Annotated in this window: 7 protein-coding genes and 1 tRNA gene; 6 read left to right on the plus strand and 2 right to left on the minus strand. The window is 60.0% G+C overall.

The window, feature by feature from the left end:
- Nucleotides 1–63: 63 nt before the first annotated feature.
- Nucleotides 64–139, plus strand: a tRNA-Gly gene (locus PVZ80_RS06960).
- Nucleotides 140–419: 280 nt separating this feature from the next.
- On the plus strand, nucleotides 420–1634 hold the full coding sequence (locus tag PVZ80_RS06965; protein ID WP_028683129.1) for a sugar transporter: 1215 nt from the start codon (nucleotides 420–422) through the stop codon (nucleotides 1632–1634).
- A gap of 133 nt (nucleotides 1635–1767) precedes the next feature.
- Here PVZ80_RS06965 and PVZ80_RS06970 read toward each other — a convergent pair whose 3' ends face one another.
- Nucleotides 1768–5268, minus strand: a complete 3501-nt coding sequence (locus tag PVZ80_RS06970; RefSeq protein ID WP_273863584.1) for a GLUG motif-containing protein — start codon at nucleotides 5266–5268, stop codon at nucleotides 1768–1770.
- Nucleotides 5269–6400: 1132 nt separating this feature from the next.
- Here PVZ80_RS06970 and PVZ80_RS06975 point away from each other — a divergent pair.
- The 4 genes from PVZ80_RS06975 (at nucleotide 6401) to PVZ80_RS06990 (ending at nucleotide 12560) form a co-directional block, all read left to right on the plus strand.
- Nucleotides 6401–7114, plus strand: coding sequence for a fimbrial biogenesis chaperone (locus PVZ80_RS06975; RefSeq protein WP_110176029.1), 714 nt, complete (start codon nucleotides 6401–6403; stop codon nucleotides 7112–7114).
- A gap of 107 nt (nucleotides 7115–7221) precedes the next feature.
- Nucleotides 7222–8181, plus strand: coding sequence for a fimbrial protein (locus PVZ80_RS06980; protein ID WP_110176030.1), 960 nt, complete (start codon nucleotides 7222–7224; stop codon nucleotides 8179–8181).
- A gap of 316 nt (nucleotides 8182–8497) precedes the next feature.
- Complete coding sequence (locus PVZ80_RS06985; protein WP_273863585.1) at nucleotides 8498–11374, plus strand: ATP-binding protein; 2877 nt, start codon at nucleotides 8498–8500, stop codon at nucleotides 11372–11374.
- A gap of 364 nt (nucleotides 11375–11738) precedes the next feature.
- A complete protein-coding gene (locus PVZ80_RS06990; RefSeq protein WP_273863586.1) occupies nucleotides 11739–12560 on the plus strand; it encodes an alpha/beta hydrolase in 822 nt (273 codons plus the stop codon).
- A 77-nt stretch (nucleotides 12561–12637) separates the two neighbouring features.
- Here PVZ80_RS06990 and PVZ80_RS06995 read toward each other — a convergent pair whose 3' ends face one another.
- Nucleotides 12638–13276: a LysE family translocator gene (locus PVZ80_RS06995; RefSeq protein ID WP_016702183.1), complete on the minus strand. Its 639-nt coding sequence runs from the start codon at nucleotides 13274–13276 to the stop codon at nucleotides 12638–12640.

The following is a 13276-nucleotide window of genomic DNA, read 5'->3' on the forward strand; positions in this document are numbered from 1 at the left end:
GGCCTAGGACACCGCCCTTTCACGGCGGTAACAGGGGTTCGAGTCCCCTAGGGGACGCCATTTGCGGGAATAGCTCAGTTGGTAGAGCACGACCTTGCCAAGGTCGGGGTCGCGAGTTCGAGTCTCGTTTCCCGCTCCAAACATAGAGCTACAGATTTTCAAAGGTCTGTAGTTCATCGAAAAAGGGTCCCATTCGGGACCCTTTTTTCGTTTCTGTCGGCAGTGGCCGAGCTTCGGTCCATTTGTCCCCTGTAGCGCGGGATGGCGCTGTTTTTCCCCTTGTCCTGTACGCTGGCGCAGTCCTGTTCGGCGCCTGCATGCTCCCGACCGTGCGCCCAGCCTTTGTGAGTGCGCGCTTGGCACGGGGTTTGCGACGGTCCGGGCCTGATTGACCATCGATAGCGTGGTGCAACCTTTAAATGAGTATCTGCGTGGCGACAACTAAGGGTAATTGGCGGGCAGTCATTGCACTGGCCTTGGCGGCCTTTGTGTTCAACACCACGGAGTTCGTTCCCGTCGGGCTGTTGAGCTCGATCGGCAGCAGCTTCGATCTGTCGACGGACCGGGTCGGCCTGATGCTCACCCTCTATGCCTGGATAGTGTCCCTGACTTCGCTGCCGGTCATGCTGCTGACGCGCAACGTCGAGCGGCGCAAGCTGTTGCTCGTGCTGTTCGGAATGTTCATTGCCAGTCACATCCTGTCGGGGCTGGCCACGAGTTTCGGCATGCTGTTGCTGAGCCGCATCGGTGTGGCCCTATCCCATGCGCTGTTCTGGTCCATCACCGCATCCCTGGCGGTGCGTCTGGCACCACCGGGAAAACAGGTCCAGGCCCTGGGCCTGCTGGCCACCGGTACCTCCCTGGCGATGGTGCTGGGTATTCCCCTCGGCCGGTTGCTGGGCGAGGCCATGGGCTGGCGCACCACCTTTATCGTGATCGCCGGCCTGGCCGTTGCGCTGGTGTTCTGGCTGGCCAGGAGCTTGCCGTTGTTGCCCAGCCAGAACTCGGGTTCTCTCCGGAGCCTGCCAATATTGTTCAAGCGGCCTGCGCTGGTGGCGCTCTATGTGCTGACGGCCCTGGTGGTCACCGCGCAGTTCACTGCCTACAGCTACATCGAGCCTTTCATCAAGGTGGTCGCCGGCTTGAGTGGCGATGTGGTGACCCTCATCCTGCTGCTGTTCGGCGGGGCGGGTATTATCGGCTCGCTACTGTTCGGCAGGTTTCACCGCTACAGCCCACAGCGCTTTCTGCTGGTGACGGTGGCCTTGCTCATTCTGTGCCTGGCATTGCTGCTGCCGTTGAGCGGGGAGGTTTCGTATCTGGGTGGGCTCAGCCTGATCTGGGGGATGGCGATCATGGGCTTCGGGCTGGCGCTGCAGTCCAGGGTCCTGGTGCTCGCGCCGGACGCGACCGATGTGGCAATGGCGCTGTTTTCGGGGATCTACAACATCGGCATCGGTGGTGGCGCGCTGCTTGGCAGTTGGGTAGGGGGCCAGCTCGGGTTCGCCTATGTCGGCTTGGCCGGCGGCTTGCTGGCGACCTTGGCGCTGCTGTTCTACTGCGCATCCATCTACCGCCTCACCCGGTCCAGCGTTTCGGGTGTCGACCCTGTTGAGGCCGCGGCCGAGAAGTAGAGCACGGGAGGAGGGCGCAGAGAGGGGCCAGATAAAAAGAGAGGGGCAATGATTCGGCTGAATCATTACCCCCCTCTTTTTCACTCAGACAACAAGCCCTGCTCCCCTATGACGAGGGGCAGGGTTTCTGCTCTTAGAACTGCAGGCCAACCGGCTGCACTTTGGCCGCTTCACCAAAGACGCTGTTGTTGGATTGCAATTCCGACCAGGAGTTGATGCCGACCAGGCCACCGTAGAATTGTCCGGCGGAGGCAGAGCCATCGACTTTGCCACCTGCTGACGACTGGTACATCTTGGCGAAGTTCATTCCCGCCAGCCCGCCCAGGCGCGCGCCATAACCGCCGCTGACGTCACTGGTGGTTGTGGAGTTGCGGATCTCCCCTTCATTCGACCCGGCCATACCTCCCACGCTGCTATAGCGACCGCCTTTGGCCGAGCCTTTGGCGAAGGAGTTGGTGACTTTGCCCTGTTGTCTGCCGACCAGGCCGCCGACCTGGCTATTGTCGCCACCGCTCACCGCGGCGGATGCGGTGGAGTTGGTGATATCGCCACGTTGGTTGTAACCAACCAGGCCGCCGACCATGCTGTCGTTGCCGCTGCTCACCGTGCCGGATGCCGAGGCGTTGGTGATACGGCTATCCTCGTAGTGGCCCACCAGACCGCCGGCCAGGTTATTGCCGATGCCAGTCACCGTGGCGGATGCCGAGGCGTTGGTGATGTCGGTATTTTTGCTGTAGCCGACCAGGCCGCCGATCTGGCTTCCGCTGCCGCTGGTCACTGTGGTGGATACCGATGAGTTGGCGATATCGCTATTCTGGCTATAGCCGACGAGGCCACCGATAAAGGTGTTATTGCTACCAGTAACGGACATCGAGGTGGAAGATGCGTTGGCGATGGAGGAGTCTTCACTAAAACCGATCAGTCCGCCGACCTTCGCCTTGCGGTCGCCATTCACCGCGCCAGAGACGGTCACGTTATCGATATGGCTGTTCTGGCTGTAGCCAATCAGACCACCCACATTGCTATCGTACAAACCTGACACATTGCCTTTGGCCGAGCTGTTGCTGACCGAACTGTCCTGGTTCAGGCCGATCAGGCCACCGATATTGGCAGTCCTGCCGCCTTTTACCGTGCCGGAGAACGAGGCGTTATCGATGCGGCCGCCCTGGTTGTGGCCAATCAGGCCGCCTACATTTTTACCGTACAGGTCGGACACGCTGCTGCTGGAAGAGCTGTTGGCGATCGCCCCCCCCTGATTCTTGCCCACCAGGCCGCCAATCGCTTCCGTGCCGTTGCCGGTTACCTCGCCACTGGCGTGAGAGTTGGTCAGAGAACCCAGGTTGGAGCCGACCAGGCCACCGATCCGACGCGCCTGGCTACCCGAGATATGAGTGCTGGAGCTTGAGTTGGTGATGCTGCCAGCCCCAGTATTCTCACCGACCAGGCCACCGATGTTCAGGTTGGCGGCGGCAAGGCTGATCGTGCCGGTGCTGGAGGCGTTGGCGATGACTCCGCGGTTCGAGCCCACCAATCCACCTGCGTTTCTGATATCACTGTTCATTTGCCCCCTGAGGTTGATATCGGCATGGCTATTGGTGATTCTCGCCACGCCGCCGGAGCTGGAGACGTTTTCGGCCACCAGGCCACCCATTGCATAGGTGTACTTGTTGCCGATCACCAGGCCGCTGGCCGAGGAGTTGGCGATGTCGCCGTTCAGGTTGAGAGCGACCAGGCCACCCAGGGTGTTGAAGTGAGACGCCCCGGTCACCCGTACATCCTTGGCCTTGACGTTGCGGATGCTACCCATGTTCATCGCGGCAAGGCTGCCGACCTGGGTGTTGTAGTCCTTGGAATCGGCGCCGCTGGCTGAAATGCGTTCGAGGTTCAGGTTGCTGATCTGCCCCAGGTTTGCGCTGAACAGCCCGACAAAGGCACCGGTGCCATAGATCGACAGGTCGCTGATGGTATTGCCCAGGCCATCGAGCTTGCCGGTGAAGGCGCTTTTTTCGCCAAGCGTCTTGAAGCGGCCTTGGCCGGTGATCTGGTTACCCAGTACATAACGGCCAGTCATGTCGTTTTCGATATCGCGCAGCTGCTTCAGGTTCTGCACCACCTGATAGGCCTCGCCGTTGGCGCTGAAGCGGGCATCCGCACCGGAGAGGGTGACGCTCTTGTCATCCTTGAGGCTGTGGCCGTTTTTGGAATTCAACTCAAGGCTGGCTCCCGATCCGCTCAACGCGACATTGTCATTCAGGCGGATGCCGCCCTGCGCGGCATTCAGGGCCAGGGTTGCGCCGGCGCCGGTGGCGTTCAAGGCCGCGTTCAGCTGGACGTCGCCGCGTTCGGCGGTCAGGCCGAGCTTGTTGCCGCTGTTCCAGGAAACCGCCTGGTTGACCGACAGGTTGCCCTTGCTGCTCAGTTCGACGTTGGTCCGGGCCAGGTTCTGGGCCAGGGTATCGGCATGCAGGGTCGGGGCAGCGCCGGTGGTGCCACCTGTTGCACTGTTGCCGTTGAGGCCGCCACCGATGACCAGGCCGCGGGTGCTGTTGTCTACCTTGGAAACGCTCACCTCGTCCGAGAGGATCTTCCAGGTACCGGTCGATCCCTTGTCGGCGCGGGTGTCCACTTGCGCGGCCAGTTGCACTTCGACCCGGGCACCGCGGTTTTCCACCACGCCACCGTTGCCCTGGCCTCCCAAGGCGCTGGCGTCCTGGCGTCCGGCTACCTGGACGATACCGTTGTCGCCACCGTCGAGGACTATCTTGCCGGCCTTGTTCTGCAAGGTCTTGGCCTCGATCACGCCCTGGTTGCTCACCACGTTTTTCAGCAGGCTGCTGGCGCTGCTGGCGGTCATCAGCACCTGGCCGCCGTCGGCCTTGAGCAGGCCACCGTTCTGCACCAGGGCATCCACCGCGGCACCGTTCACCTGCAGGTTGAGCAGGCCGTTGCCGTCGAAGTTGACGCTGAAGTCCTTGCCCGCGCCCAGCGCGACGCTACCCATTTGCGCCTGGATCACCCCGCTGTTGCTGACCTGTGCGCCGAGCAGGGCGACGCTGCCGCCTTCGCTGGCGGTGATCTGGCCGGCGTTGCTCACCGCAGCGCTGGAGTCGCCGGCGAAGTGATAGGTGCCGTCGAGGAAGTCCTTGTCGCTGATGTTCTGGGTGGAAGCCACCAGGCCGCCGACGTTGACCTGGGCGGATTTGCCAAAGACCACGCCATTGGGGTTGATCAGGAACACCTGGCCGTTGGCGTCGATGCGGCCCTGGATATCACTGCCGTTGGTGCCGACCACTCGGTTGAGGGCGACCGACTGGCTACCGGGCTGATGGAAGCTGACGCTTTCGTCGCCGGCGACGCTGAAGTCGTTCCAGTGGGTGATCAGCTTGTTGCTCTGCTGCTCGACGGTCATTTGCTTGCCGTCGCTGGTGGTGTGAATGCCGGCCTCGCCCGCGACTATCGCCGCTCCTCCCGGCAGGGCGAAGGCCGGGGCCTGAGCCAGCAGGCCCAGCAGCGAGAAGCCGGCGGCGATCACGACCTTGAGCCGGCTTGATTTGCCTCGGCGTCGGGTGCCTTCGCTGGCGACGTTCCAGCAACCAGTGGCCTGGTTCCAGATCAATGCATAACTTTTGTTCATGGTGCATCCTCTATATGAATACTCTGCTGGTCCCCCCAGCAGAACGGGTACTACGGGTGCGGAGCAGGAGTGACGGCCTGCTCCGAGCGATCGTGAAAGACGGTGTGTCAGTCCTCCCAAGCCATGGGGTGAGGGGGGAAGGAGGGAAGAACGCTTGGTCCGTCGGGTGCTGCGCCAATACGCAATCGCGGGCTGTTTCTCTCAACCAAATTGGATTTCGTGCACTTGGGACCGATTGTTTGGATGGGGTATGAAAAACCTTTATCGAGTCATGGGCTTTAAAGGGGGTTCCATACTTTCGATGTTCGATTGACTTGTTTGCTTCAAGCATTAATTGGCGCGGCTGTGGAGCCTTCTGGGAGTTGCTTGTATTTGCTGGTTGGGCCGGGGTGATTAATTAAGCAAAAGGCAGGGGGCAAAAAAAACCAGAACTTTCTTAACTGGTGGTTAGCCCTTTCCTGTTTGAATGGGGAGGCAGGAGGCTCTTGCTCGCTGCTGTTGAGGCTTGTCCTGCCTCACGCTGTAAAAGGGCCGCATTGACGGGCTTTGTGCCATACCCCGCGCTGCTTTTGTTTTGGCTGCATGCTCGGACCGCTTCTGGCTAGCCTCTTTTTTGGAGGCGAGGCGCGGCGGTATTGGGAAGTTTCAGTGTCGCTGAAAGTTTTGCGTGGTGATTGTTGGAATTGAGGTTCGGATATAAATGATGGGGCGGTTATTTGTCTTGAGGGAGTCGACTTATATTCGCTTGATCTCCAGATTTTTATATTGCGTTTGTTTTTGTCGGTAGTCAGGTCGATGGGGCATGAAGTTAGCAGTCATATTATTTAAATAACGGCCGCACATTCATATCGACCTGAAAATTCAGGGTTGCAAATACCCAAGGAGTCGTCCTGGGGGGCGCTGCCTGTGCTTACGATTTCCGCGCTGGATATTGGCGCGACGGCCCAGAATCAGGGGGATTTTGAGAATCGTCCTACTGATAATAAGAATTATCTCATGTAAATTTCCTCCCCCCGATCCATTCGAACGTTACTCATATCGGCACAGTGGCCTTATCGCGCCATCGATATTTTTCACTAAGGCGAAACACTGGGCCTCAGCCGTTCGATTCACACGGAGTAGAGCATTTACCGTGAAGATTCCAGTCATCGCCGGAGTGATTCTGGCCAGCTTGTCCCTGCTTTTTTCTACCTCTTCCCAGGCTGGCATCAATCTGGAAAACACCCGTGTGGTGCTTGCGGCACCGAGCAAGCAAGCCTCCCTGGTGATCAAGAACAGCGCGGCCGAGGACCTGATGTTCCAGGCCTGGATAGAAGGGGCTGACAAGAGCGAGGATGTGCCCTTCGCCCTCACCCCGGTGCTCAAGCGCCTGAGTGGCGAGCAGCAAGTGCTGCGCATCCTCTACAGCGGCAAGGGCTTGCCGACCGACAAGGAGTCGGTGTTCTGGCTGAACGTGCGCGAGGTCCCGCAAAAGTCCCGGGAGGACAATACCCTGCAAATCGCCGTGCAGCAGCGTCTCAAGCTGTTCTACCGGCCAGCCGGGCTACCGGGAAAGGTCGTGCAGGCCCCGCAACAGCTCAAGTGGCGGCTGCTGGCCAAAGACGGCAAACCCTATCTGGAAGTGACCAATCCATCGGCTTTCCATCAGTCTTTTGCCGCGATCACGTTGCGGATGGGAAGCAAGAGTTTCACTGCACCGATCGATATGGTCGCGCCGACCACCACTGCCCAGGTCGAGATTCCCGAACTGCCGAACGGCGTCCAGGCCAACGACCTCAAGGTTGAATTCGAAGTCATTGGTGATTACGGCGGAATCCTCAAATACGACAGTACTATCTCCGGCTGAGGTTTGGCGTCTTTTTGGTAGCGACGGAAACTTTCTTGCTACTTCTTTTGGCCATCATCGATTTGTACTCGGACACTTAACGGGGCGTGGGAAGGAATTCTATTTATATGCGAAAACTGGTACTTGTCTTGATGTTTTTATCCGGTCTGTTTGTTCGGGAGGCGTTTGCAATTTGTACGTATCCGGATATCCCGCGAGCGCTGGACATCGTTTTACCCTCTCAGGCCGCCATTAAGGAAGCTCCTATTGGAGGGGAACTTGCCAGGCATGAGGTGAGGCTCTGGAGTGGTTCTTTTACGTGCTCTGATGATTACCAGGAGCTCACTATCCGCATCAGTACTGCACTGAAACCATCGGCGATACCTAAGGTTTATGAAACAGGTGTCAAAGGCCTTGGCGTTCAATTCTGTTTGAACTGGTGGGGTTCTTTGGTGTGTCCTTTCTATAGCCAGGGGCTTCATAACTTGGGAGGTAAGGCGCTCCCTTCGTATCTAGTAACGAGGATCATCCGCACGGGCCGCGATGTAGAGTCAGGAAAAAGTGTACCCATGGCGTTCACCATAGATTGGGTAGCCGGAGGTGCTGCCCTTCAGGTCAAAGGGCAAGGCACTACCGAACTGGTCAACGATGTGTATTTTTCCGGATGCGAGTCGGTGGGCGCGGCGGTCAATGTGCAGATGGGTAAACAAACCATCCAGCACATCAAGAATGGTAGCGCCAGGGAGGTGCCGTTCAACTTCGATGTGCGCTGTAGCGGGTTGACGTCTGGTGCAAAAGTTCCGGTGAAAGTCTACTTCGAAGGCACCTCCCAGGCCGACGGCATGCTCAAGCTTTCCAATCTGGGCCAGTCCGGTGTCGCATCGGGGGTGGGAATTTCCCTGGTCAACGACAAGGGCGTCAAGTTGCCGTTCGACATCGCCCGATCCGTCGCTCTCGACTGGAACAGGGATGCTGCCGATGGCTCCATTTACCGATTCTCCGGCAAAGCCAAGTACGCTCCGACAGGGGACGAGATGAAACCGGGCAAAGGCGATGCGACCATGAGCTTCGTTATCAACTACAACTGATTGCTATTGGCGGCGGGCACAAATCCTTTTGCTCGCCGACCTGTTCCCAGCCCGGCCGGATCTCTGTCGCCAGCCCGCTGTTATCCAGCTTTTCCGAGCGCGCCAGAGAGCAAATGGAAGGCCGCTCAAGAGAGGTTCTCGCCGCTGATTTCACAACAGCCGGCGCCCGGCTAGAATACCGACGGATCACTCTTGATCCATCCCCTATTTGCCACAGATCAAAGCGTCACTTTCCATAAGAGGGTGATGCTGTTGTTCGTGGGGCAATGGCCCGCTTACGCCGGTTGCCGGGGTTCGAATTCCAGGAAGGTATTCCATGATTCCAGCGTGCTGTCGGATTGTCGTTCTCTGCCTGTTACTTGCTCCATCGCCGCTACTACTCGCGCAGGAATCAGACATCTCGCTTATCGCAAGGGTGGCAGTGACCAGCCGACCATGGCTGAGCGAAGCAGACCGCCAGTGGCTGGCAAGCAGAGGTCCGCTCACGATCGGGGTGGCACTGCCCGACTACCCGCCGCTGGGCATGCTCGACGTCAATCGCTTTCAGGGAATCACCGCGGACTATCTGGCCTTGCTGTTCGAAGTCCCCCCTCATGTCCGTCTGTTTGCTTCCCGGCAGGCGGCGTTGGCCGCCTTGCACAATGGCGAGATCGACCTGGTCGGCGGCGGCTCCGCGGTGGATGCCGAGGACCACGGCTTGCTACTGACTCAGGCCTATGAACCGAACCAACCCGTGCTGGTAACAGCCGAGAGCCGCCCCTTCGACCCAGAGAAAACCGGCACCCGGCTCGGCGTATTTGCCGGCTATCGTGCCGAGGAAAAAGTCTCCGCCGCTTATCCGAACAGCCAGGTCCTGCCCTTTGTCTCGCCGCTGCGCGCGCTCGAGGCATTGAGCCTGGGTGAGGTCGATGGGGTGATCGACGATGCGGTGTCGGCTCACTACCTGATCAACATCAACTACCTGCTGGACCTGCATATCGAAAACTTCGCTCCGGTGGAAAGCCGTGGTTTCGGTTTCCTGGTGCGCGCTTCCGATACGCGATTGCATGGCGTGATCGAACGCGCCTTGCCGTCCATACGCTCGCGGCATAGCGAAAAGATCCTGCGTAACTGGAGTGCGGGGAGCAGCCTGCGCCTGACCCAGCAGCGCGTGAAACTGGCGCCCGCCGAGAACCGTTGGCTGGCGGCACACCCGGAAATCCCGGTGAGCGTCAGTGACTCTCTCGGAGCATTGGGGCAACTGGACAGCGGTGGGCAGGTACGGGGTATCGGCCCCGATTACCTCAAGTTGATCAGCCAGCGAAGCGGCCTGACGTTTCGCCCTGTCCGGGCGCAGAACTATACCGAGATGAAGGCGCAGATAACCCAGGGCCATACCCTGATGACCTCGGTCACCTCGGCAGATCCTGATACCGAGGCGGATATGGATATCCTCCTTCCTTATCTGAGAAGCTCGGTCGTGCTGATGGCCGGACCACGATCCGCACGCACCCAGGGCAGCCCTTTTCATAGCCTTGAAGACCTGCAAGGCAAGCGCCTGGCCAGCGTCCCCGGCTACTTCATCAACCCGATCATCCAGCAGGACTATCCAGATATCCGGCTACAGATCTATCCCAACTTTTTGGAGGCCATGCGCAGTGTCGATGACGGACGTAGCGACGCGTTCATCGGCAGTGACTACACCGGCCGTTTCCTGTCCGCGCAGCGTTTCAACAATCGCTTGCGGGTGATCGGCATTCTCGACGAGTTCTCCCGGCCGGTCAGCCTTGGGGTGCTGAAGGGGCAGGAAGAGTTGCGCAGCATCCTGGAGAAGGCTCAGGTCGCCATTACCCCGGAGGAGGTGGCGGACATCGTGGCGCATTGGGAACCTCGTATTTCTACCACCGGCAGCCATTTCTGGCGTGATCACCGCAGTAATATCCTGCGGCTCGGCGGTGTATTCGGCTTGCTGGTCCTGCTGTCGCTGATCTGGGGTTTCTACCTGACCCGCCAGGTGCGCAAGACTCGCCAGGCCGAAGGCGAGCTGGCGCTGGCGCGGGAGAAGGCCGAAGCAGCCAACGAGGCCAAGAGCGTGTTCCTGTCCACCATGAGCCATGAGATCCGAACCCCGCTGAACGCCATCATCGGCCTGCAGGAAGTGGTGCAGCAGAAGGCCGAACGGGGCGAGCTGGACCAGGCTTCGCTGGCGATCGCGCAAGAGGCCGCGCAGGGGCTGCTGTTGCTGCTCGGCAATGTGCTCGACCTGACCCGGATCGAGTCCGGCATGATCGATTCCGCACCGGAGCCGGTGCAGCTCAAGGCGCAGATTGAAGCTATCGCGCCCCTGGTGGTCGGCATGGCGCGGCAGAAGCACCTGGCGTTCGAGATGCAGTTCACGGGCGACATGGAGCAATGGGTGCTGATCGATCCGCTGCATTTGAAACAGGTGCTGTTCAACCTGTTGAGCAACGCCATCAAGTTCACCGAGCGGGGCAGGGTGACGCTGCATGCCTCGGGCCGCCGGGAGGCAGAGCATCTGCACCTGGTGCTGGAGGTGATCGACAGCGGTATCGGTATCTCGGAGGAGGATCAGGCCAGGTTGTTCCAGCCATTCTCCCAGGTCGGCTCGGCCCAGGCCGGGCAAACCTTTGGCAGCGGCCTGGGGCTGAATATCACCCGGCAATTGGTCGAACTCATGGGCGGCAGCATCGTCCTGAGCAGCGAGCCGGATATCGGCTCCTGCTTCAGCGTGACCCTGCAACTGCCCCTGGTCGAGGCGCCTGCCGAAGCCGCGGCAGAAGTGCCACAAGCGATCACGGAGGCGCTTTCGCTGAACATCCTCGTCGCCGAAGACAATGCGTTCAGCCGGCTGACGCTGGAAGAGCAATTGCTGGTCCTGGGGCATCGCGTGACGCTGGTCGAGGATGGGCAGGCGGCCTGGGAAGCCTGGCTGGCTGCCGAGTACGACGTGTTGATCACCGACAGCCAGATGCCGCGCCTGGGCGGCTATGACTTGACCCTGCGCATCCGCCAGAAGGAGCGCGAGGAGGGGCGCAGGCGCTGCTGGATCCTTGGTGCGACCGCCAGCGCCGAGGATGCGGAAACCCAGCGCTGCCTGTCCGCCGGGATGGACGATGTGGTGTTCAAGCCCCTGACGCAGCAGGTGCTGCGCCAGGCGCTGGAGAATACTCAACGCGATCCTGCGCGGGCTTGAGCACGACGAACTGATTACTAGGAAAGCATTCCGACAATCCCATCACGAACGATGGCGGCGCTGGTTGAGCTCGCCCAGCGCCGCCCGTTCGCTCAAGGTGGTTGGTAAGAAAAATCCTATAAGTTTTAAGAATCGACTGATTTACGTCTGACATGGGCTCCACTCACTCTTTAACGCATTCGCGCCGCGTTCTGCCCACCTTCCTGCCTACAACCCCCACCACGCGTGGCACTCCTCGCACAGAGAGCAGCCGTGGACAGCGAAGCCGATCCCCTGAAGTCACCCTGGCCAATACGGATAAGTCCGAACGAACCGCAGATCGCTGGCCAAGCCCTTTCAAACATTCCTTCCACCGGAGATGACAATGACCCTTCTCTATCGCGACATGAATCAAGCCCAACTCGATGCGGCGTACAACAATACGCAAGCGGTGCCGGATTTCCCCGGTATCTACGCCGCCTTGCAGGCGCGTAGCGCCAGTTTCTATGCCTCTGCGGCCGGTCGCCTCAACCTGTCTTACGGCACGGCGCCTCGACAGCGTTATGACTGGCTGCCTTGTGGAAAAGCCGACGCCCCGACGCTCATCTTCATCCATGGCGGGTATTGGCAGAATTGCAGCAAGGAAGACTTTGCATTCATCGCCGCCGGGCCCCTGGCGGCGGGGTTCAACGTCGTCCTGGCCGAATACACGCTTGCGCCGCAAGCCTCGATGACCCAGATCGTCAGCGAGATTGGCAGCCTGCTCGAGCATCTCCAGGCCGACGCCGATCAGCTGGGGATCGCAGGGCACAAGGTGGTCTTGAGCGGGCACTCGGCAGGCGGACACCTGGCGCTGCAGTTCCGCTCGCACCCATGGGTGACCGATGTCCTGGCCATCAGCGCACTGGTCGACCTGGAACCCATCAGCCTGTCGTGGCTGAACGAGAAGCTGAGTCTCTCGGAGGCGGAAATCGATGCGTATAGCCCGCTGCACCATATCGACAAGGGCGCGAATACATGGGTCGCGGTAGGCGCCGACGAGCTGTCGGAACTGGTCCGCCAGTCCGATGAATACGCCAAGCAGGCCTTGGCTAGAGGAGAGTCTGTGCGGCTGATTCACGTGCCGGGCTGTACGCACTTTTCAGTACTGGATGAAATGGCAAAACCGCAGGGAGCCCTGCTTCAGGCCCTGTCATCCATCCGTTGACCGTGGATCTGCACTGAGCAAAGTCTGGATCGAGCCGCCAGTTGCCGGCGGCTCGATCGAGCAGGGCGTTGGGAGGCTTACATCGACAGGATCAGGCGCCCGGCGAACAGAATCAGGATCACCCCCATGGTCCGTTCGAACCAATGGCCCATGCGCATGAACAGCAAGCGCACCCGCGGGCTGGAAAAGAACAGCGCGACGATCACGAACCACAGCGCGTTCACGCAACACATCCACACGCCGTAGAGCGCCTGCACCTTGAGGGGCGTGGTGGCGCTGATCACCGTGGTGAAAATCGCCAGGAAGAACAGCGTGGCCTTGGGGTTGGTGGCGTTGGTCAGAAAGCCGGTCATGAAGGCCTTGGGCAAAGTCTGCCGCTGTGCTTGATCATTACCCGCATCGCTGCCTTCGATCGAAGTCTTGGGCTTGCTGCGCAGCAGGCTGACTCCGAGATAAAGAATGTAGGCACCGCCCACCACCTTGGCCACACTCAGCAGCCATGGCGTGGTGTGCATCAGCGCACCGACCCCCAGCAGGGTGTACAGCACATGCACGGAAATCCCCGCGCCGATGCCGATGGCCGTGCACAGCCCGACCACCCGGCCAAAGCGCACGCTCTGGCGGATGGTCACGGCAAAGTCGGGCCCGGGAGCCACCACGGCGAGAAAGTGGATGGTCGCCAGGGCCAGGAATTCGCCTAGATAGTTGGAAAGCAT

Origin of the sequence: Pseudomonas sp. B3G-3 (assembly GCF_028640915.1) — a bacterium.
GTDB classification, from domain to species: Bacteria; Pseudomonadota; Gammaproteobacteria; order Pseudomonadales; family Pseudomonadaceae; genus Aquipseudomonas; species Aquipseudomonas chlororaphis_I.